Source organism: Rhizobium sp. 768_B6_N1_8, from assembly GCF_051811225.1.
In the GTDB taxonomy this organism is placed as follows: Bacteria; Pseudomonadota; Alphaproteobacteria; order Rhizobiales; family Rhizobiaceae; genus Rhizobium.
This window is the reverse complement of sequence record NZ_JBPWPV010000001.1, coordinates 3,110,857-3,131,813: the sequence shown is the minus strand read 5'-3', so window position 1 is coordinate 3,131,813 and position 20,957 is coordinate 3,110,857. Positions and strand designations below refer to the sequence as shown.

Annotated in this window: 22 protein-coding genes and 1 pseudogene; 15 read left to right on the top strand and 8 right to left on the bottom strand. The window is 59.2% G+C overall.

What is annotated here, in order from left to right; all coding sequences use genetic code 11:
- Positions 1-8 precede the first annotated feature (8 nt).
- The gene (locus AB8B33_RS16090; protein WP_439016115.1) at positions 9-785 is read right to left on the bottom strand and encodes a 3-hydroxybutyrate dehydrogenase; all 777 of its coding nucleotides are present in this window, start codon (positions 783-785) and stop codon (positions 9-11) included.
- 181 nt (positions 786-966) lie between these two features.
- Between AB8B33_RS16090 and glpK the strand changes: the two genes are divergently transcribed.
- The 3 genes and pseudogenes from glpK to AB8B33_RS16075 all read left to right on the top strand — a co-directional run bounded on the left by glpK (position 967) and on the right by AB8B33_RS16075 (position 3,395).
- Entirely contained in the window at positions 967-2,460 is a 1,494-nt protein-coding gene (glpK, locus tag AB8B33_RS16085; protein WP_439016114.1) for a glycerol kinase GlpK, read from the top strand.
- A gap of 10 nt (positions 2,461-2,470) precedes the next feature.
- Positions 2,471-2,810: pseudogene (locus AB8B33_RS16080) on the top strand (LD-carboxypeptidase); the annotation flags it as partial.
- A gap of 66 nt (positions 2,811-2,876) precedes the next feature.
- A complete protein-coding gene (locus tag AB8B33_RS16075; protein ID WP_439017262.1) occupies positions 2,877-3,395 on the top strand; it encodes a hypothetical protein in 519 nt (172 codons plus the stop codon).
- A 119-nt stretch (positions 3,396-3,514) separates the two neighbouring features.
- On the opposite strand, the gene AB8B33_RS16070 is transcribed toward AB8B33_RS16075, so the two are convergent.
- Positions 3,515-4,477, bottom strand: a complete 963-nt coding sequence (locus AB8B33_RS16070; protein WP_439016113.1) for a hypothetical protein — start codon at positions 4,475-4,477, stop codon at positions 3,515-3,517.
- A gap of 204 nt (positions 4,478-4,681) precedes the next feature.
- On the opposite strand from AB8B33_RS16070, the gene AB8B33_RS16065 reads away from it, so the two are divergent.
- From AB8B33_RS16065 to greA, 5 genes are all read left to right on the top strand, one after another.
- Entirely contained in the window at positions 4,682-5,056 is a 375-nt protein-coding gene (locus tag AB8B33_RS16065; protein WP_113325623.1) for a YciI family protein, read from the top strand.
- Positions 5,053-6,312 carry an RNA polymerase sigma factor gene (locus tag AB8B33_RS16060; RefSeq protein ID WP_439016112.1) on the top strand — a complete coding sequence of 420 codons (1,260 nt, stop codon included), beginning with the start codon at positions 5,053-5,055 and terminating at the stop codon, positions 6,310-6,312. Before AB8B33_RS16065 ends, AB8B33_RS16060 begins: the two co-directional genes overlap by 4 nt.
- A 184-nt stretch (positions 6,313-6,496) precedes the next feature.
- Positions 6,497-7,558, top strand: a complete 1,062-nt coding sequence (locus AB8B33_RS16055; RefSeq protein ID WP_439016111.1) for an LLM class flavin-dependent oxidoreductase — start codon at positions 6,497-6,499, stop codon at positions 7,556-7,558.
- A gap of 40 nt (positions 7,559-7,598) precedes the next feature.
- The gene (map, locus tag AB8B33_RS16050; RefSeq protein ID WP_439016110.1) at positions 7,599-8,348 is read left to right on the top strand and encodes a type I methionyl aminopeptidase; all 750 of its coding nucleotides are present in this window, start codon (positions 7,599-7,601) and stop codon (positions 8,346-8,348) included.
- A 31-nt stretch (positions 8,349-8,379) separates the two neighbouring features.
- Complete coding sequence (gene greA, locus AB8B33_RS16045; protein WP_439016109.1) at positions 8,380-8,862, top strand: transcription elongation factor GreA; 483 nt, start codon at positions 8,380-8,382, stop codon at positions 8,860-8,862.
- A 49-nt stretch (positions 8,863-8,911) separates the two neighbouring features.
- Here the strand turns inward: greA and AB8B33_RS16040 are convergent, their stop codons facing one another.
- Complete coding sequence (locus AB8B33_RS16040) at positions 8,912-9,310, bottom strand: RidA family protein (protein WP_439016108.1); 399 nt, start codon at positions 9,308-9,310, stop codon at positions 8,912-8,914.
- A gap of 194 nt (positions 9,311-9,504) precedes the next feature.
- Here AB8B33_RS16040 and AB8B33_RS16035 point away from each other — a divergent pair, with 194 nt between their 5' ends.
- Positions 9,505-10,101 carry a TetR/AcrR family transcriptional regulator gene (locus AB8B33_RS16035; protein WP_439016107.1) on the top strand — a complete coding sequence of 199 codons (597 nt, stop codon included), beginning with the start codon at positions 9,505-9,507 and terminating at the stop codon, positions 10,099-10,101.
- Between the two features lie 39 nt (positions 10,102-10,140).
- Here the strand turns inward: AB8B33_RS16035 and AB8B33_RS16030 are convergent, their stop codons facing one another.
- Entirely contained in the window at positions 10,141-10,746 is a 606-nt protein-coding gene (locus AB8B33_RS16030) for a PadR family transcriptional regulator (RefSeq protein ID WP_439016106.1), read from the bottom strand.
- A 137-nt stretch (positions 10,747-10,883) separates the two neighbouring features.
- On the opposite strand from AB8B33_RS16030, the gene AB8B33_RS16025 reads away from it, so the two are divergent.
- A complete protein-coding gene (locus tag AB8B33_RS16025; RefSeq protein WP_439016105.1) occupies positions 10,884-12,089 on the top strand; it encodes a YbfB/YjiJ family MFS transporter in 1,206 nt (401 codons plus the stop codon).
- A 123-nt stretch (positions 12,090-12,212) separates the two neighbouring features.
- On the top strand, positions 12,213-13,478 hold the full coding sequence (sbmA, locus tag AB8B33_RS16020) for a peptide antibiotic transporter SbmA (RefSeq protein ID WP_439016104.1): 1,266 nt from the start codon (positions 12,213-12,215) through the stop codon (positions 13,476-13,478).
- A 61-nt stretch (positions 13,479-13,539) separates the two neighbouring features.
- On the opposite strand, the gene AB8B33_RS16015 is transcribed toward sbmA, so the two are convergent.
- Both AB8B33_RS16015 and AB8B33_RS16010 read right to left on the bottom strand, forming a co-directional pair.
- Positions 13,540-14,070: a PAS domain-containing protein gene (locus AB8B33_RS16015; RefSeq protein WP_439016103.1), complete on the bottom strand. Its 531-nt coding sequence runs from the start codon at positions 14,068-14,070 to the stop codon at positions 13,540-13,542.
- Positions 14,071-14,190: 120 nt separating this feature from the next.
- Positions 14,191-15,180, bottom strand: coding sequence for a polysaccharide deacetylase (locus AB8B33_RS16010; RefSeq protein ID WP_439016102.1), 990 nt, complete (start codon positions 15,178-15,180; stop codon positions 14,191-14,193).
- Between the two features lie 129 nt (positions 15,181-15,309).
- On the opposite strand from AB8B33_RS16010, the gene AB8B33_RS16005 reads away from it, so the two are divergent.
- The 3 genes from AB8B33_RS16005 to der all read left to right on the top strand — a co-directional run bounded on the left by AB8B33_RS16005 (position 15,310) and on the right by der (position 18,131).
- Complete coding sequence (locus AB8B33_RS16005) at positions 15,310-15,906, top strand: NnrU family protein (RefSeq protein ID WP_439016101.1); 597 nt, start codon at positions 15,310-15,312, stop codon at positions 15,904-15,906.
- 101 nt (positions 15,907-16,007) lie between these two features.
- Positions 16,008-16,691 (top strand): tetratricopeptide repeat protein, encoded by a 684-nt coding sequence (locus tag AB8B33_RS16000; RefSeq protein WP_439016100.1) that lies wholly within the window; start codon positions 16,008-16,010, stop codon positions 16,689-16,691.
- 15 nt (positions 16,692-16,706) lie between these two features.
- Entirely contained in the window at positions 16,707-18,131 is a 1,425-nt protein-coding gene (gene der / locus AB8B33_RS15995) for a ribosome biogenesis GTPase Der (protein ID WP_113321959.1), read from the top strand.
- Positions 18,132-18,165: 34 nt separating this feature from the next.
- Here the strand turns inward: der and AB8B33_RS15990 are convergent, their stop codons facing one another.
- Positions 18,166-19,200, bottom strand: a complete 1,035-nt coding sequence (locus tag AB8B33_RS15990) for a hypothetical protein (protein WP_439016099.1) — start codon at positions 19,198-19,200, stop codon at positions 18,166-18,168.
- A 140-nt stretch (positions 19,201-19,340) separates the two neighbouring features.
- Positions 19,341-19,778 carry a MarR family winged helix-turn-helix transcriptional regulator gene (locus tag AB8B33_RS15985; RefSeq protein ID WP_439016098.1) on the bottom strand — a complete coding sequence of 146 codons (438 nt, stop codon included), beginning with the start codon at positions 19,776-19,778 and terminating at the stop codon, positions 19,341-19,343.
- Between the two features lie 165 nt (positions 19,779-19,943).
- On the opposite strand from AB8B33_RS15985, the gene AB8B33_RS15980 reads away from it, so the two are divergent.
- A complete protein-coding gene (locus tag AB8B33_RS15980; RefSeq protein ID WP_113321961.1) occupies positions 19,944-20,957 on the top strand; it encodes an alpha/beta hydrolase in 1,014 nt (337 codons plus the stop codon).

The window sequence follows — 20,957 nt, the reverse complement described above, 5'->3', positions numbered from 1 at the left end:
TAAAATGGTTATGCCGCCGTCCAGCCCCCGTCAATCGAGATATGCGTCCCGGTCACCTGCCGGGCTTCCTCGCTTGCGAGGTAAAGCGTCAGCGCGCCGATCTCCTCGGCCTTGACGAATTCATGCGTCGGCTGCGCCTTGAGGATGACCTCGGTCTTGACCTGCTCCTCGGTCATGCCGCGCGCCTTGGCGGTATCGGGGATCTGCTTTTCGACCAGCGGGGTCAATACATAGCCGGGGCAGATGGCGTTTACCGTCACGCCGAATTCGGCAAGCTCCAGGGCAGCCGTCTTCGTCAGGCCTAATATACCATGCTTTGCCGCTACATAGGCAGATTTGAAGGGCGAGGCGACCAGGCCATGGGCCGAGGCAATATTGATGATGCGGCCATATTTCCTCGCCTTCATCAGCGGGATCGCAGCCCGCATCGTATGGAAGGAGCTGGAGAGATTGATGGCGATGATCTGGTCCCACTTCTCGATCGGGAAATCCTCGATCTTTTCGACATGCTGGATGCCGGCATTGTTGACGAGCACATCGACCGTTCCGAAGGTCTTGCCGGCAGTCTCGATCAGATCGGCAATCTCTGATGGCTTCGTCATGTCGGCCGGATGATAGAGTGCCTTCGCTTTCGACGATGATTCAAGGCGTTCGATTATCGCCTTGATTTCGTCGTCCTTTCCGAAGCCGTTGATGACGACGTTGTCGCCCTTGGCAGCAAAGGCAGTGGCGATCGCAAGCCCGATGCCGCTGGTGGAGCCGGTGACGACGACTGATCTGCTCATGCTTCTTCCTCCCTGACTGTGATATGCTGCATTGCAGCGTCAACGCGAGGTTATGCCCAAAGGCGGCGAGCTGGCAATCGGGAAGTGACTGAGGGACCTGGCTGCCAATTGCGCCCTTCCAAGCCAGGCGGACCTGCCCTATTGATTTGCCACGACAACAGCATGCAGCGGGAGGAATCGCATGGGTGGATATGTTCTGGCGGTCGATCAGGGAACGACCTCGACGCGGGCGATCGTCTTCGACGGCGACATGAAGATCGCCGGCATGGGCCAGAAGGAATTCACACAGATCTATCCGCGTTCCGGCTGGGTGGAGCATGATCCCGAGGAGATCTGGGATTCGGTCGTTTCCACCATCCACATGGCGCTGCGCGAAGCCAAGGTGGCGGCAAAGGATATTGCCGCACTCGGCATCACCAACCAGCGTGAGACTGTCGTCGTCTGGGAGCGCGAAACCGGCAAGCCGATCCAGAACGCCATCGTCTGGCAGGACCGGCGCACGGCAAGCTATTGCGACAATCTCAAGCGGCAGGATCTCGAGCGTACCTTCACGAAAAAGACCGGCCTTATCCTCGATCCCTATTTCTCGGGCACCAAGCTTTCCTGGATGCTCGCCAATGTGAAGGGCGCCAGAGCAAGGGCAGCGCGGGGCGATCTCTGCTTCGGCACGATCGATACGTTCCTCATCTGGCGGCTGACTGGCGGCAAAAGCTTCGTGACCGACGCGACCAATGCATCGCGCACGCTGATGTTCAATATCGCGACCAATGAGTGGGACGAGGATCTGCTCGATATCCTGCGCGTGCCGGCCGCCATGCTGCCAGAGGTGAAGGATTGCGCCGATGATTTCGGCACCGTCGATCCCGAACTCTTTGGTGCGGCCATCCCGATCCTCGGTGTTGCCGGCGACCAGCAGGCGGCGACGATCGGCCAGGCCTGCTTCGAGCCGGGCATGCTGAAATCGACCTATGGCACCGGTTGCTTCGCGCTGCTGAATACAGGCAGCGATATGGTGCGATCGAAGAACCGGCTGCTGACGACCATCGCCTATCGCCTTGATGGTGAGACGACCTATGCGCTGGAGGGCTCGATCTTCATTGCCGGGGCGGCGGTCCAGTGGCTGCGCGACGGCCTTGGCATCATCGACAGGGCATCCGAAACGAATGACCTGGCGGAGAAGGCTGATCCGACACAGGACGTCTATCTCGTGCCGGCCTTCACCGGCCTCGGCGCCCCGCATTGGGATGCCAAGGCACGCGGCGCGATCTATGGCCTGACCCGCAATAGCGGGCCGGCGGAGCTTTCCCGTGCCGCACTGGAAGCCGTTTGCTACCAGACACGCGACCTACTGGAGGCGATGCAGAAGGACTGGAAGAATGGCACCGACGACACGGTACTGCGCGTCGATGGCGGTATGGTCGCCTCGGACTGGACGATGCAGCGGCTTGCCGATCTGCTGGAAGCTCCCGTTGATCGTCCCGTCATCCTGGAAACGACGGCGCTCGGTGCTGCCTGGCTTGCCGGCAGCAGGGCTGGGGTGTGGCCGGACAGGAAGAAGTTCTCGGCGACCTGGAAGCGTGACCGGCGCTTCGAGCCCTCGATGGACGAGAAGACCCGTGCCGCTAAGCTCAAGGGTTGGAAGAATGCGGTGAAGCGGACGCTGAGCGAGCTCTAAGGGAACAGCAATGCTGACGGAGCTGCCAGTACTATTGCCACCCCGGCTGAAGGCGGGTGACAAGATTCGCTTCGTCTCACCGGCCAGCCCGCCTGAGAAAGACTCTGTTCTGGCGCGAGCGAAAGCGTTGGAGAGCCGAGGCTTCCGTGTTGATTTCGGTCCGCACGCCTTTGACAGCTTTGCCTATCTTGCCGGCAGGGACGAGGATCGGTTGGCCGACCTCAACGAAGCATTGCGAGACCCCGATGTGCGGGCGATTTTTACGACGCGCGGCGGCAAGGGTTCCTTCCGGATTTCGGATCAACTCGATTTCGAGGCGGCGCGATCCGAAGCCGCTCGTGGGATTCAGCGACATCACGGCCCTGCATCTGGCGCTTTGGAAGGAATGCCGGCTGATCGGTATCCATGGTGCATTGATGATGGATGCAGGCTGGGCGGTTGACGAGGACAGCGGAGCCGAATGCCTCTTTCAATTGCTGACCAGCGACGCGGATTTGACGCTTCACGCCCGCGAGGACGAGCCGACAATCGCAGCAACCACGGAGGGTGTGGCGAGAGGGCGGCTGATAGGCGGCAATCTCAGCATGATCTCGACCTGTGCCGGCTGGTCGCTCCCGAGCCTGGCGGGGGCGATTCTACTGATCGAGGCCGTGAACATCGGCATCGGACAGGTGGACCGCGAACTGACCATGTTACGGAAAGCGGGCCACCTTGATGGAATTGTCGGTGTGGCGATCGGACAGTTCACCGGATTTGAAGATGCACTCCATCCGGTTCTTGCCGCGCTTCTCCGAGATCATTTTGAGCAATTCGATGTACCTGTCCTTGGCGGACTACCGCTCGGTCATGGCGACCGGCCACTCAGCGTGCCTATCGGTGCCATGGCCGTGCTTGATGCAGACAGCCGGTGGCTGACAGTCTCGATCAACGGATGATGTGCCGGCCGACAAGTAACAGCATTTCCACAGAGGCAATTTCTGCAGCGTGATCCGCAATTCCGCTGGGGTCGGCTAAGGCTGGGGCAGGCGGCTTCGGCGCCGCCTGCCTGCTCTCGTTACTTTTTCAGCCAGGGTGTCGCTGTGCTCCAGAAGATCACGTTGGCGCCGAGATAGTCCTGGGCGAAGGCGGCGAACTCTTCCTTGGTGAAGGGCTTCTTGGTCGCCGGGTTCTTGTAGGTCAGCGTCGGTTCCTGCACGGCGAGGCCGACATAGGAGAGCTTACCCTTGTACTTGTTGAGGAAGGGGTAGGAGTTCTTCATCTGTGCCTTGCGGTTCGGCACGATATCGGGGCCGCCGAGGCCGACATTGTTCTTGGCGGCGTAATCGAAGAGACGGCCCATGTAATTGTGGTCGTTCTCCCATTCGCAGGGCCAAAAGTTCACATATTGCACGACCAGTGACTTTTCGAAGGCCTTGCGGGCGAACGCAAGGTTCTTCATCTCGGCGGAGAAATAGGCGTCGCACGAGAAACCCTTCGGCTCATGCTTGGGATCGAGATCGATAGAAGTTTCCGGCAGGTTGATGCCGTAGACCTCGCCGTCGAACTTTTCGGCAAGCGCCTTCAGCAGCGCCTGGTACCGTTCGCGAACGGCGGGGTTCCACTGCTGGGCGACCCAGCCGGAACCGACGGGCTTGTTCTCGCCGGGATTGTCGAATTGCGGGGTCAGGCCACCGTCATATTCCGGTTCGGTCAGCATGTAGTCCGGTATGTTGCGCGCCTTCGGATCAAAAAAGCGGTCCTGCACCTGGATGAACATCTTCTTGTTGAGGCTTTTGGCAATGGCCAGGTCCTGCTCGATTGCCGAAAAATCATACTGGCCCTTCGCCGTTTCCAGGCTCTTCCAATTATAGACGACCTGTACGCCACTGATATCGGGCCGGGCGAGCCTCGCCTTTGCGGCGGCGAGGTCGCCGGAGCCCATATAGAGGAAGTTTTCCGGGGCGGGGGCGGCATGGGCAGCCTGCGTCGACAACACGAGGGTGGCAAGCGCAACGAGAAGTCTCTGAGATTTGTTCATGGGTTCTCGAATGGAAAGGTGATGGAAAGCGCGCAGAGCTCTCTGGACCAAATTGGGCAACTCAATGGCGGCGATTGCAGAGCCCTTGTGGATAGTTAACCGCGCTGCATTCATCAGATTTACCAATTTTCCCATTCGTAATTTTTTGATGCGGCCTGTCGGCCAAACGGTTACTCATTCGTCATTCGGAAAGAGGAGCTACCGATGCTTTACGCAATCCTTTGCTACGCCAATGAGGAAACCGTCTTCGCCTGGACCGAGGAGGAAGAGGCTGCCGTCATGGGAAATCTCCATGCCGTGATCGAGCCGCTCGCCGCTGCCGGCAAGCTCGGCCCGACCGGCCGGCTGATGCCGACGACGACGGCAACGACTGTGCGCAAGGGCAGGGACGAGGCCTTCGTTGTCGATGGTCCGTTTGCTGAAACGAAGGAGGCGCTTCTCGGCTTCTATACGGTTGATTTCGAAACGCTGGATGAGGCGATCGGCTTCACGAAACAGCTTTCGGCGGTCAATCCTGGTTCCACCTCTTACGAAATTCGGCCGTTCTACACATTCCGGCCGGGAGATACAGCATCATGACAGACATTGCCTGGATCGACCTCGCGCTTACCTCGGCCCGGCCGAAGGCGCTCGGTGCGCTGCTGCGCTACTTCCGCAATCTCGATACGGCGGAGGAAGCGTTTCAGGAGGCGTGCCTGAGGGCGATCCGGACATGGCCGGAAAAGGGGCCGCCGCGCGATCCGACCGCGTGGCTGATCTTCGTCGGCCGCAACAGCGGCATCGATGCGGTGCGCAAGCGGGCGAAGATCCAGGCGCTGCCGGACGAGGACCAGATTTCAGATAAAGAGGACGCTGAAAGCGACATCGCCGACCGGCTGGACGATTCCCATTATCGCGACGATATCCTGCGATTGCTTTTCATCTGCTGCCATCCGGACCTGCCGGCCACCCAGCAGATCGCGCTGGCCCTGCGCATCGTCTCCGGCCTGTCGGTGACGCAGATTGCCCGTGCCTTCCTCGTCTCCGAAAGCGCCATGGAGCAGCGCATCACTCGAGCCAAGGCGCGGGTGGCAAAGGCTGGCGTGCCGTTCGAGACGCCGAGCCCGCAGGAGAGGGCCGAGCGACTGATAATCGTCAGCACGATGATCTATCTGATCTTCAATGAGGGCTACAGCCAGGCTGATCCGGAGCAGGAGGCGGCAGCCTTCAGCGATGAGGCGATCCGGCTGGCGCGGCTGATACTGCATATCTTCCCCGCCGAACCGGAACTGATGGGGCTGCTTTCCCTGATGCTGCTGCAGATTTCCCGCCGGCAGGCACGCTTCAGTGCCGAAGACGAGATCGTGCTGCTCGAGGATCAGGATCGCTCGCTCTGGAACCAGCCCTTCATCAACGAGGCGCTGGCGCTGCTCGACAAGGCGCTGCGTCACCGCAAGCCTGGTCCCTATCAGTTACAGGCGGCAATCGCCGCAGTTCATTCCCGCGCCAAACGCGCCGAGGATACCGACTGGGTGGAAATCGATCTGCTCTATCGTGCGCTCGAACGTGTCCAGCCATCACCTGTCGTGACACTGAACCGCGCTGTCGTCATTTCCAAACTTCATGGCCCGCAGGCGGCGCTCGACCTCATGGAGCCGCTCGGCGAAAAGCTCGACGGTTACTTCTATTATCACGGCCTGCACGGCAATCTCTTGAAGCAGCTCGGCCGCATCGCCCAGGCACGGATCGCCTTCGACCGCGCGATTGCACTTGCCCATTCGGCTGCGGAAGCGGCCCATATCCGCCGGCAGATCGACAAGATGCAGGAAGACGCGGAGCGGTCGGTGGTAAAGTAAGCCGTGTGTCCATGGGATACCGCGTCTTGCGACTCTCAGTGAATGGGCATCGAAATCATCGATACCCGGGTGTCGTACGCCTGACGCGGCTATCAACTTTATCGAACGATCCATTCCAGAATTTCCGTTTGCTCCAAGCCCTGCCGGACCTTATCTCAGGGGCAAGTCAAACAGGATGCCGACCATGGAATTGGGCCTTTATACATTCGCAGACGTCAACCCCAATCCGTCCCGCAGCAAGGGCGTGGAAGGGGCCGAGCGGATCAAGCATCTGATCGAAGAGATCGAGCTTGCCGATCAGGTCGGGCTCGATGTCTTCGGGCTCGGCGAACATCATCGGCCTGATTATGTGGCCTCGGCACCGGTAGTTGCGCTTGCTGCTGCGGCGGCGAAGACGAAGAATATTCGCCTCAGCAGCGCCGTCACGGTTCTTTCCTCCGACGATCCGGTGCGGGTGTTCCAGCAATTTGCGACGCTCGACCTGATCTCTAATGGCCGTGCTGAAATCATGGCGGGGCGCGGCTCCTTCATCGAATCCTTCCCGCTCTTCGGCTACAATCTCGAAGATTACGACCAGCTCTTCGAGGAGAAGCTAGATCTTCTTCTGGCCCTGCGCGATAGCGAGGTCGTCACTTGGAAAGGCGAGCTTCGTGCGCCGATCCAGGGACGCGGCGTCTACCCGCGGCCGCTGCAGGATCCGTTGCCGCTGTGGATCGCGGTGGGCGGTACGCCGCAATCCGTTGCCCGCGCGGGCGCTCTCGGCCTGCCGGTGGCGCTTGCCATCATCGGCGGCGAATATCCGCGCTTTGCGCCATTGTTGGATCTCTACCGGGAAGCTGCTCGCCGGGCAGGGCAGGATGCGGCGAAGCTGAAGACCAGCATCAACGTGCATGGTTTCATTGCCGATACGACTGAGGCCGCAGCAGACCAGTTTTACGGCCCGCAGGCCGAAGTGATGAACCGCATCGGCCGCGAGCGCGGATGGGGTCCGACGAGCCGGGCGCAGTTCGACATGTCACGCGGCCCGACCGGCAATCTCTTCCTCGGCGATCCCGAACTTGTGGCCGAGAAGATCATTGCCGCACACAAGGTTTTCCGCAACGACCGTTTCCTGCTGCAGATGGCGATCGGCCTGATGCCGCATGACCAGATCATGCGCGGCATCGAACTCTACGGTACAAAAGTGGCGCCGATCGTCAGAAAGGCATTGACTGAGGCTTCCGAAGGCGCGAAAGCCACGGCTTGACGCAGAGCCTGTCGCTCTCGGGTAAAATCCGGAACGGTCTATGGTTATCGAGAACGACGAAGAACTTACCAAGCTCAAGGATATCGGCCGCATCTGTGCCAATGCCATACAGGTGATGGCGGCGGCCATGGAGCCGGGCATGACGACGCTGGAACTCGACCAGATCGGCCGCAAGGTGCTGGAAGATGCCGGCGCGCGTTCCGCTCCGGAATTCTGCTACCAGTTTCCGGGCGCGACCTGTATCAGCGTCAACGAGGAAATCGCCCACGGCATTCCCGGGCCGCGGGTCATTCGCGCTGGCGATCTCGTCAATATCGACGTTTCGGCGGAAAAGGACGGCTTCTTTGCCGATACCGGCGCTTCTTTCGCCGTGCCGCCGGTCAAATCAAGGATCGAGAGGCTCTGCCGGGACGGCAAGCGGGCGCTCTGGGTCGGTCTCAACCAGATCAAGGCTGGCGAGCCGCTGGCGAAGATCGGCAATGCCGTAGGCGCCTTCGCGCAGAAGAACCGCTATACGCTTGTCGCCAATCTCGCGAGCCACGGTGTCGGCCGTTCGCTGCATGAGGAGCCGGCCGAGCTTTCCACATGGCCCGATCCGTCCGAACGGCGCATGATGACGGAGGGCCTCGTCTTCACCGTCGAGCCCTTCCTGTCGCTCGGCGCAACATGGGCAGAAGGTGGAGATGACGCCTGGACGCTTTATGCCGATCCCAAGGCCCCGACAGTGCAGTATGAACACACCGTTGTTGCAACCCGCAACGGGCCGATTATTCTGACATTGGCGGCTTGAGGGGCAACGCCCTTCACTGTTGGAGGTCGAGATGGCTGTTGCCTTTACCAAGGAAGAAAGTGCCGAAACCGCAGCGGAAACGCTGCTGCCAGATCGCACGATTTCTCCTCATCCAAATCTCGTGACTGAAGCAGGACTGAAGGCGCTGGAACTGCAAGTGCAGGAAGCGCGGCAAGCCTATGAGGCTGCGAGCACGATCGAGGACGTGAATGAGCGGCGGCGGCAGGCAGCAAATCCCCTGCGTGATCTGCGTTATTTTGTCGAACGCGTCCGCACAGCCCAGCTCGTTCCTGCTCCGGCTTCGACTGAAATCGTTGCCTTCGGAAGCACTGTAACCTTCAGCCGCGATGATGGACGTGTCCAGACATATCGCATCGTCGGAGAGGATGAAGCCGATCCGAAGGCGGGATCGATTTCCTATGTCGCTCCTGTGGCGCGGATTCTCATGGGCAAGGCCGTCGGCGATGTCGTTGCTGTCGGTGATCAGGAGCTTGAGGTTATCGAGATTTCCTAGAGCGCCACGCGTGCTCGACGCGCAGCGCTCGTGTTGGCTGCCTTTGGAATTAGGCGGCTTGCGGCAGGCGGGCGATGACCTTGATCTCGAAATCAAAACCCGCCAGCCAGTTCACACCGACGGCAGTCCAGTTCGGGTAGGGCGCTTCGCCGATTTCCTTCATTCTGATACCCGAGATCATCGGCCACTGCGCCTCGGGATCGGTGTGGAAGGTCGTTACGTCGACGACATCATCGAAGGTGCAGCCGGCAGCCCCTAGTACGGCTTTCAAATTGTCGAAGGCAAGCTGCACCTGCTTTTCGAAATCAGGCTCGGGCGAACCGTCTTCGCGACTGCCGACCTGACCGGAGACGAAGAGAAGATCACCGGAGCGGATCGCTGCCGAATAGCGGTTGATCTCATAGAGAGCCTGCCGGCCCGCGGGGAAGATAGCATCACGTTTGGTCATTGTTTTTACTCCTGTTTAGACAAACGGGCATCAATCGCCGAACTCTCGCTCGTCGTTAGAGGTGGGATTTCCGTGGTGCGGTTCTGCTCGCCCGAGCAGCGATTGATATACGCCTCGTATGTGGTTATAATTCACAGATACGTCGCGTATGTCAATACGCATACGGAGCGTATGTGTATTTTTGAGGGATGGTGATGGCCGCAAAGACCCGGGCGCAGATGATGGAGGAGACGAGGGCGAAGCTTATTCAGGCTGCCAGGAAGGCTTTCGCCGTCAAAGGTTATGCGGCTGCTTCGATGGACGATCTGACCGCCGATGTCGGTCTGACGCGCGGAGCGCTCTATCATAATTTTGGTGACAAGAAGGGATTGCTGCAGGCCGTCATCGACCAGATCGACAGCGAAATGGGAGAGCGGCTGCGAAGCGAGCGGGATCGGGCTGAGACCGCCTGGCTCGGATTGCTGGCGGAATACACCGCCTATATCGAAATGGCGCTGGAGCCGGAAATCCAGCGTATCATGCTGCTCGACGGGCCGGCTGTGCTTGGCGACCCATCGCAATGGCCCAGTCAGAATGCCTGTCTTCGGACAACAACCCAGACAATCCAGGCGCTGATCGACGAAGGCACGGTCAAGCCCGTTGATGCGGAAGCCGCCGCTCGCCTGCTTAACGGGGCGTCGCTCAGTGCCGCGCTCTGGATTGCCGCAGCGGAGGAGCCTCAAGACCTTTTGGTGAAGGTTGTCGAGGCTTTCCGCGGTCTCGCTAGCGGTCTGTTGAAAACCGGGGATTGACGAGGGCGGCGGTTTACGCCGCCAATCGTTTTGGCAGTTTTAGTCTCGCTGCGGGTCGGCCTTGCCGCCCTGCAGAATTTCCATCGCCGCACGCTCCAATATGCCGGAAATCCTGATAGCTTCGCTTGCCGACCACGGGTAGCGCATGCGCAGCGCCGAACGCAGCAGCTGGCGGGCGGCGCGGATGTTGCCTTCCTCGCGGCCGAAATCGTCATCCTCCTCGTCACGACGGTGTCGGCCACCGCCTCCACCCTGATGCTGATCGGGGTCGAACATACGATTGACGAAAGCCATGCCCTCGGCAATGCGCTCCAGCTTGGCAAGTGCCTGGTCGATCATGTCGCGGTCTTCTTCCACCTTCTGGCGGCCGGCCTCGGTGATCTTGTAGAGCTTCTTTGTCCCTTCGTTTTCCACCTCCGCCAGGCCGGTCTCTTCCAGATAGGTGAGGGCCGGATAGATGACGCCCGGGCTCGGCACGTAGAAGCCGCCGGAACGTTCCTCCAGCGTCTTGATCAACTCGTAGCCATGGCGTGGGCGCTCTTCCAGCAACGCCAGAAGGATCACCTGCAGTTCGCCTGCGGAAAACCTGCGGCCCATTCCCATGCGCATCGCCTCACCGACGAAACCACCTCGAAAACCTCTCATGACATACTCCTTTGTATCAGATGTATGGCTCACTATGTCGCAAACATATATCGTAAGATATGTCTTTCAAGAGGACGCGTGGAAAATTCTGTTTGTGAAATTGAAGCATTCATCAGAAATACTCACTTGTCCCGGCTATGCTGCAGCGCGATAAGCGAGCCATGTTGGCTCCGAATAACGACCGGCCGGTCAATCTCCTCACCACAGCGCTTGCAGGCGCCGTCGCCATGGCGGCGGCCATGGGCTTCGGGCGCTTTTCCTTCACGCCGATCCTGCCCGGCATGATGGTCGGGGTGCCGCTTTCGGCCGCCGATGCGGGCTTCATCGCTTCCGCCAATTTCGTCGGTTATCTCGTCGGCGCCGTTCTTGCCGCCTATGGCTGGGCGGCGGGGCGCGAGCGGTTGGTGGCGCTTCTCTCGTTGCTTGCGACCGCAATCCTGCTGGCCGCCATGGCGGCGACGGATTCAGTCTTGCTCTTTGCTGTCATCCGCTTCCTGGCGGGCGTGGCGAGCGCCTTCACGCTGGTCTTCAGTTCGGCAATCGTGCTGAGCCATGGTGCTGCTGCAGGCAATGATCACGTTCAGGCGACGCATTTTGGCGGGCCGGGGGCGGGGATTGCGATTTCATCCGTCATGGTGCTTGCGCTCGGCTACGTTTTTGACGACGCAGCCGGCGGCTGGCGCGCGGACTGGATCGGTGGAGCGCTCTTCTGCCTGGTCAGCCTCGTTATCGTCTGGTCATTGCTGCCAAAGGCACCGGTGCATAATGGGCAGGTGAAGGAGCCAGCGCTGATCTGGAGCCGGCCGATGGTGCTGCTGACTCTGTCCTATGGCTTGTTCGGCTTCGGCTATGTCATTACCGCCACGTTCCTCGTCGCCATCGCCCGCGCGAGCGCGTCCGGGCCGATCGTCGAGTTCCTCTGCTGGTTCATCGCGGGGCTGATGGCGACGGTCGCGCTGTTCATCTGGAAGCCTTTCGTGCGCTTGCTCGGTCTTGGCGGCGTCTATGTCGCGGCGCTCATCATCGAGGCTATCGGCGTGCTCGCAACGGTCGAACTGCCGCATTCGATGGCACCATTGATCGGTGGCGCGCTGTTCGGCGCCACTTTCCTTGCCATCACCGCCTATGGATTGCAGATCGGCCGCCGGCTCTCACCGGAAAGCCCGCGCCGCATCCTGGCGCTGATGACGGCGGCTTTCGGTGTCGGCCAGATTATCGGCCCAGTCGTTGCTGGGTGGATCGCCGAGGCAACCGGAAATTTCGTGCTGCCGACCATTATTGCTGCCATCGTGCTGGTTTTCTGCGCACTACTCGTCATGCCTGTGATGAAGAAAATCCCTTAAGTGGTTACAAGTGCGTAACAATGGGCTGAACCCATTGCCGCTTTCTTCGAACTGCCTTAATTTCCGGGCAATCAGTGGTTCGCCACTCTTCCGTGACTCCAGTTCAGGAAAGCAAATCCTCCCGTGTTCCATTCCTTCTTTCCCCAGCCAAAGGCGTTCTTTACTTCGCTCGTAGTCTGGACGCTGGCCGCAATTTTCGGCTGGTATTTCATCGCCGCCGGTCTTGGTGCTTCGCTCGGTTTTGCGCCGGTTCCTGAAGAGCAGCAGCCGATCGATCTCTCGTTCTTTCTGCTGCCGGAAAATATCTGGTTTTATGGGTATTTCTTCCTGGCCGCGCTGATCTTCTGCGGCGTGTGGCATCTGAAGGCGCTCAGCCATCCGTGGAAGATTTGGTCCATCTGGGGCTCGGCGCTTATCATCTTCGTCACCTATTTCAGCGTTCAGATTTCGGTTGTTATCAACAATTGGCGGCGGCCGTTCGGTGATCTGCTGCAAAATGCGCTGGCGAAGAAGCCGGGTATTACCGTCGAGAACTTCTATGATCTGTTTCTGATCTTTGCACAGATCGCCTTCCTCGCCATGTTCGTATCGATCATGACCGACTTTTTCACCAGCCATTACATCTTCCGCTGGCGAACCGCGATGAACAATTTCTACATGGCGAATTGGGAAAAGCTTCGTCACATCGAAGGCGCATCGCAGCGTGTGCAGGAAGACACGATGCGTTTTTCCACGACGCTGGAAGGGCTCGGCATCAACCTGATCAATTCCGTTATGACGCTGGTCGTCTTCCTGCCGATCATGCTGGCGCTATCGCATTATGTAACGACCCTGCCGTTTCTTGGTGAAGTGCCGAACTCTCTCTTCTGGCTGGCTATCTTCTGGTCGGCCTTCGGTACGGTCCTGCTCGCTGTGGCGGGTATCAAGCTGCCTGGTCTGAACTTCAAGAACCAGCGCGTGGAAGCCGCATACCGCAAGGAACTGGTTTATGGCGAGGACCACGCCGACCGGGCGCAGCCGCCGACCGTCCAAGAACTGTTTTCAAGGGTGCGGAAAAACTATTTCACGCTCTACTTTCACTACATGTATTTTAACGTTGCCCGCTCGTTTTATCTGCAGGCAGACAATCTTTTCGTCTATTTCTTTATGGCGCCCACCCTCGTTGCCGGCGCCATCACGTACGGTATCTTCCAACAGATCGCGACCGCTTTCGGCCAGGTCAGCAATTCTTTCCAATACCTGGTGAACTCCTGGTCGACGATCATCGAACTGCTCTCCATCCACAAGCGTCTCAAGGCCTTCGAGGCGGCAATCGACAACGAGCCGCTGCCTGATATCGACCAGCGCTACCTGGAACGCGAGGCCGGTGTCGTCCACGTCGACGGCTGACCACAAGAATAAGGGCCACCGCTTCGGTGGCCCTTTTCTTTTGGGGATCCTACGAGGATCGTCAGTTCGGGCGCGTGCAGCCCGTATTTTTTCGGTCCATATCCATCAATGCCTCCAGAATATGGTCGGCGACGGCCATGTTGCCTTCCCTGATGGCAATATCGTAGGCCGCCAAACAATGGTCGAGCAGCGGTGTAGCCACCGGCGCTTCCTCGGGAAGTGGAAAGACAATGCCGCCGTAAAGAGACGGAATGCCGTTCTTGTCGCGGAAGCATCGCCCAAATGCCATGACCTGGTGGAAGGAGCCGTTGGCGCGACGTACGCGGTAGCTCTGTTGCTCTGGCTCCTGCGTCAGGATTGTATCATGGATGATCTTGGCCGCGGCCGGCTGATCCTCCGGATGGATACGGGCGACATAGGCTTCGAGTGGAAGGCCACTTGCCGTTTCGGCGAAATCAAGTCCGAACATTTCAGCGACCGCTCCGTCGCCATAGAGGAGGTTCGCAACGATATCCCAAGTGAAGAAGCCAGTTTCACAGGCGGGAAATTCGTCCTTGTCAACCAGGCACTCCGGGTTCTCAATAAATGTCATGACGTTACCTCCCATGCTTGCCACGCATTTGTGAGGTAATGCTTATCGAAGTGCAGGCTCGATGCAATCAATAGGTGCAGGTGGTTTTTGATATCCAACAGTTTGAGCGGTAAGTGCGCCTTACAACCCGGAGGTCTCCTGCAGCTTGCCGCGGGCCTCGATCATGGGGATCGCTTCGGAATAGCTGACGCAGGCAACGTCTGATCTGTGGCAAACGTCGCTGACCAGCCTGTCGAGCGCGCGCCAATAGGCGCCGCCGTTCATTTCCACGAAGTGGAAGCCGAGCTGCAGCGGAATGCGGCTGCCGGTATATTGCTTGTCGAAGGCTTCCTTAAAGGCGGCATAGGCACGCTCTTCGAAAGCAGCGCTGTCAGCTGCATCCTCCTCGCCCTTGGAGTGGCGAACGAAGAGATTGTAATCCATGCCGATGATTGGCTTTTCGCCCGGGCCTTCGGGAATGAGCGGCAGGCCGAAGCGGATGATGCCGTCTTCCTCGACGGGCATGGCCGGCCCCCTGGTAACGAGGCTCGCATCATAGGTAAAACCGGCCCTCTTCTCGGCTGCGATCATGTCCGCGCCGCCGCCGGTGGAAAGGTAAGGGGCGCGAAACCCCTTGATGCCGTGATCGACGAGATCCTGCCAGCCGGCTGGCTCTTCCAGGCCGACACTTTTCCAGGCGTTCCTCAGCGTAGTCTTGAAAGTCGCATATTCGGCTGACCAGTCCGCTTCGCTCCATTGCCGGCCGTCGAAATGGCCGCAGGCGTGGCTGGAGATGTCATGACCTTCGAGATGAGCGTGCCAGATATTGCCGAGGCGTTCACGGATTTCGTCGTCGCTCTGCGCGAAGCCGACATTGGATTTTCCACGTTTCTGATGAGGGGCCTGGTAAGCCTGCTTGGCTTCCTGATTCATCAGGAAGGTGCAGGAGAGGAAATAGGTGAAATGCGCGCCGTTCTTTGCCGCCATCTCGCGGCTCTTCTGCCAGAGCGCATTGTCGTGTGCGCCGTCAAAGGAAATGATGACCAGCTGTTTCGGCTTGTCGGCGGCGTCCGCAACAGCAGGAAAAATCGAGGAGAGAGCGAGGGACGCAGAAAAAATAAAACGAAACATGGGCACCGCGACAATTTGCATTGCGGTTTTACTGTTACAGAAATGCGGCGAAGCTGCGGTCTTGCTGGCATTTTTCGCCGTCTGCCGGTAATTCATTGCTGACCGTCAAAATAGGAAAACCAGATCATCATGGCTCTGCTCGTCCTCAGCCTCATTCTCTTCCTCGGCCTGCATCTGATCCGCGTCGTCGTTCCGGGCTTCCGGCAGGCGATGATTGACAGGGTGGGCAAGCCCGCCTGGATCGCCTTCCACTCGATTGCCAGCATTCTGACGCTGATCTTCGTGATCTATGCCTTTGGCGTTGCTCGCAGCGAGCCGATCGGCATGCTTTACAATCCGCCCACGGGCATGGCGCATCTCACCGTCACCCTGATGCTGATTGCAGTGATCTGTCTCGTCGCCGGTTTCCTGCCAGCCGGTTATATCAAGACGAAGACGAAACATCCGATCGTTCTGTCGGTGAAGATCTGGGCGTTGGCCCATCTCCTGTCGAATGGCGAGGCCTATTCGGTGCTGCTCTTTGCTGCATTCCTTGCCTGGGGCGTGGTGGTGCGCATTTCGCTGAAGCGGCGCCAGCGCCGCGGCGAGATCACGCTGCCGGTCTTCGCTTCGGCCAAATATGACATCTATGCCGTCATCATCGGCGTGATCGTCTGGGCGCTGATGATCTGGCGCGTTCACGAATGGCTGATCGGTGTAGCGCCGCTACCGATGCTTGCTTCGTGACGATTCTGCGATATCCCCCTTACAACTGCTGCAAAATGGAGTAGAAGGCCCGACAATGTGCGTTTTGCATTGTATATGGGTATCCGCGGCCGGAGACGAGAATGGCATTCAACGACGATAGCTTCATTCGTGAAGTCAATGAGGAACTGCGTTCCGACCAGATGAAGGGTGCGGTGCGCCGGTTTGGCCGCTATATCATTGCCATTGCCGTTCTCATCGTGCTCGGAACCATCGGCAAGGTCGCCTACGAATATTGGGACAATACCCGTTCCTCCGGCGCCGGCGACCAGTTCCTGGCGGCGATGAAGCTTGCCGACGAGAACAAGACTGACGAGGCGCTTGCCGCTCTCGACAAGCTGGAGAAGGAAGGCCACGGTGCTTACCCGGTCCTGGCGCGCATGCGCGCCGCGACCGTCCAGTCGCAGAAGGGCGACAATGCCGGTGCGATCGCGTCCTTCCAGACCATCGCCAAGGATAAGTCCGTTCCGGCTGCCGTGCAGGATGCCGCCAAGATGCGCGCCGGCTGGCTGCTGATCGAAAACGGCACCTATGAGCAGGTTTCTGCCGCCGTCGAGGAAATGGCCGTTCCGGGCAATGCCTTTCGCCACTCGGCGCGCGAGGCGCTCGGTCTTGCAGCCTACAAGGCTGGCAACATGGCGCAGGCGCGCCAGTGGTTCCAGTCGATCGTCGACGATGTGGACAGCCCGCGCGGTGTTGCCAATCGTGCCCATATGATGCTTGATCTCATCACCGCATCCGGCAAGGCGCCCGCCGCGCAGGGCTGAGCTTAAGGGAAAATAATGAGTTTTACGGTCGCCATCGTCGGACGCCCGAATGTCGGCAAGTCGACGCTTTTCAACCGGCTGGTCGGGAAGAAGCTTGCGCTTGTCGATGACACGCCGGGCGTGACCCGCGACCGCCGTCCGGGTGAAGCGCGGCTAATCGACCTGCGTTTTACAATTGTCGATACGGCAGGCCTCGAAGAGATGACGGATGAAAGCCTGCAGGGCCGCATGCGCCAGCAGACGGAAACGGCCATCGACGAGGCCGATCTATCGCTCTTCGTCGTCGATGCCAAAACCGGTCTGACGCCAGTCGATACGGCGCTCGGCGAGATGCTGCGCCGTCGCGGCAAGCCGGTTGTGCTCGTTGCCAACAAGTCTGAGGCGCGCGGTTCCGACAGCGGTTTCTACGATGCCTATTCGCTGGGGCTTGGCGAACCCGTGCCGATTTCGGCCGAACATGGGCAGGGCATGCTCGATCTGCGCGACGCCATCGTTGCCGCGCTCGGCGAGGATGTCGCTTATCCGTCGAAGGACGATGTTGCCGTCACCGACGTCGATCTGCCGCAGCCGACCGGTGAAGAGGGCGAAGAAGACGAAGAGCCCGCCTATGACGACACCAAGCCGCTGCGCGTGGCAATTGTCGGTCGTCCGAATGCCGGCAAGTCGACGCTGATCAACCGCTTCCTCGGCGAAGACCGGCTGCTGACCGGACCGGAAGCCGGCATTACGCGCGATTCCATCTCCGTGGAATGGGACTGGCGTGGCCGCACCATCAAGATGTTCGACACGGCCGGCATGCGCCGCAAGGCCAAGGTGATCGAGAAGCTGGAAAAGCTTTCCGTTGCCGATGGGCTGCGCGCCATCCGCTTTGCCGAGACCGTCGTCATCGTCTTCGACGCGACGATCCCCTTCGAGAAGCAGGATCTGCATATCGTCGATCTCGTGCTGCGCGAAGGCCGCGCGGCCGTGCTCGCTTTCAACAAGTGGGATATGATCGAGGATCGCCAGGCCGTGCTTGCCGACCTGCGCGAAAAGACCGACCGGCTGCTGCCGCAAGCGCGCGGCATCCGCGCCGTGCCGATCTCCGGCCAGACCGGCTGGGGCCTCGACAAGCTCATGCAGGCGATCATCGATACGGACCGTGTCTGGAACAAGCGCATCTCCACCGCCAAGCTCAATCGCTGGCTGGAGCAGCAGCAGGTCCAGCATCCGCCACCGGCCGTTTCCGGTCGCCGCATCAAGCTCAAATATATGACGCAGGTAAAGGCGCGCCCGCCGGCCTTCATGGTGTCCTGTACCCGGTCGGATGCCCTGCCGGAATCCTATACGCGCTATCTGATCAACGGGTTGCGGGCGGATTTCGATATGCCGAGCGTACCGATCCGGATCCACTACCGGTCGCCGGACAATCCGTTTGAGGGCAAGAAGAGGCGGACTTAGTCCGCTTCTGTCGCTTGCTGATATAGCGGAGCAGTCAATGCTCGGCGTAGGCTTGAGCAAAGGAAGATGGTGCAGGGCGTACTGGGTACGGTCTGCCGATCTGCTGTGTCGTGCCATCTGCAAAGCTGATCGCAAAAGAGCGTATCGACCGTGTATCGACTGTGATCTTGTCAGTAGAGCCGGCGAAAGTGATCGTTGTCTTATCGCCAGATACCGAGATGATGGTATTAGCGGCCGCGAGACCCGGACCAAGCGCTATGGTGTTGTTTTCACCCCGAAGCTTGATGCTATCCTCACCATCCCCTGCAGAAAAACGGATGGTTGAATCCGCTGTCGCAGTAATGGTGTCATTGCCCTTGCCGCCTTCGATCGTGCTTTCGTAGTCGCTACTAATGATATCGTTGCCCGAGCCGCCTTTGGCCGAGCTTTTGTACCCTGTCTCGATCCTGTCGTCGCCCGTACCGCCATCCACAGCGCTGTAATATTTAGTGGTGATGATGTCGTTACCTGCGCCGCCGCTGATAAGTCGCTCATAGATCGTCGCATTGCAGCCGGCGATTATGATATCGTCGCCGTCGCCACCATCGGCGCTGGTATCATTGCCGACAGTTAGCACGTCGTTGCCTTTCCCTCCGCGCATAGGGCTGTCGGCCACGCCGTAGTCGGGGCCGCTAACGAGGATATCGTCACCGTCGCCGCCATCAATCGTGGTCTCTGTGTCGCCAAGAATTATGTCCCTGCCGGCCCCGCCCTTAACGACGCTGTTGTGCCCCGCATGTATGGAGTCGTCGCCCGCACCACCGTTGACCGTGCTCCGCGAACCCGAGCGAATCTTATCGCTGTTGTTGCTGCCGTTGATCGTTGAACCATCTTCGCCGGCGGACGTGTTTCCGCTGCCAAAGAGCGTCTCGCTGATCGTTTTGAGGGCGTTCGCCATTGCTTCATCATTGACCGTATAAGATGCAAGAATACGTCGCGCCGTGTCTTGAGCTGCGTCTTCATATCCCGGATGGCGCGAGTCACGCAGAATGGCGAGAGCCGACAGGTTAAGTGGAGGGATGGTCGTCATTGAACGGTTCCTTTCAGCCCGGCCATCAACATTGATGTCGGGACTAAGCGAGCGTTTGGCTTCATGCCCAGAAAGGTAACCAACTGTTAACAATTTCGACCTGAAATTGCAACTTCTATATGCAATGAAAAATTGTTCTTTTATGTGGTGCTCTTATTCAGCGCTTCCCGCAGCGCGATGATTTCCGCCTGCAGCCGCGCAAGTTGATCCGTGTCGCGGCCGCTTGCGTCGATGATGCAACCCGGCACGGTCTCAGCTCTTTCCTTCAGACGCTTGCCTTCCTCCGTCAGGCGAAGCACGACGACGCGCTCGTCCTGCCTGCTGCGTTCGCGGCGGATGTAGCCTGCCGTTTCCAAGCGTTTGAGGAGAGGGGTCAGCGTGCTCGATTCCAGGAAGAGCTTTTCGCCGAGGCCGCCGACGGTCTGGCCGTCTTCTTCCCAAAGGGAAACCATCGCCAGATATTGCGGATAGGTGAGACCGAGTTCGTCCAGCAGAGGCTTGTAGACGCGGTTAAAGGCGTGGCTTGCGGTATAGACGGCAAAGCAGATGAAACTGTCGAGTTTCAGTTGGTTCGACATGGCACGATCTCCAAAACCGCTGGATATTATATCGCGCGATAAATAATCGTAGCCGCTTTTAATGCATGGCAGCTATGTAATAATTTCTATCGTGCGATAATTAGTCGTGTGCGATATAAATCTCGTGTTCAGGACGAACGCAACAAACCCGAAGAGGACACGACAATGTCGACGATCAAGACCGCAGTTTCCGCAGCAGCAATCCTGGCAGCTTCCGCCATTGGAGCGTTTGCCGATCCGGTACTGGAACCGACAACGCAGAAATTCATCGATAGCCTGGCCGGCTCCAAGCCGATCTACACGTTCTCGCCTGCCGATGCCCGCAACATTCTCGCCGGTGCCCAGAAGGGCGACGTGAAGAAGTTGGCGGCTCAGGAAGAGGATAAGGTGATCAAGGTCGGCCCGACGGGCAGTGTCAAGCTGCGCGTCGTCCGCCCTGAGGGCGCTAAGGGCACATTGCCTGTGATTATGTATTTCCATGGCGGCGGCTGGGTATTGGGCGATGCCGATACACATGACAGGCTGGTGCGCGAAATTGCCAATGGCGCGAAAGCCGCTGTCGTCTTTGTCGACTATGATCGTTCGCCGGAAGCGCGTTACCCGATCGCCATCGAACAGGCTTATGCCGCCACCAAATATGTCGCCGATCATGCCAAGGAATTCCACGTGGATGCAAGCCGTCTTGCCGTTGCCGGCGATAGCGTCGGAGGCAATATGGCGGCTGTCGTGACGCTGCTTGCCAAGGAACGTGGCGGTCCTGCTATCGACCAGCAGGTGCTGTTCTACCCTGTCACCGACGCTAATTTCGACACTGGCTCCTACAACCAGTTCGCCAATGGCCCGTGGCTGACCAGGGAGGCCATGAAGTGGTTCTGGAACGCTTACCTGCCGGACGAAGCCAAGCGCAAGGATCCGACCGCTTCGCCGCTGCAGGCCTCACTCGAGCAGCTGAACGGCCTGCCGCCGGCCCTCATCATCACAGATGAAAACGACGTGCTGCGCGATGAAGGCGAAGCCTATGGCCGCAAGCTCACTCAGGCCGGCGTGAAGGTCACATCGATCCGCTACAACGGCACGATCCACGATTTCGTGCTCTTGAATGCGATTGCCGAAACGCCGGCCGTGCGTGGCGCCATCTCCGTCGCCAACGATACGCTGCGCGCCGCCCTTCACAAGTAA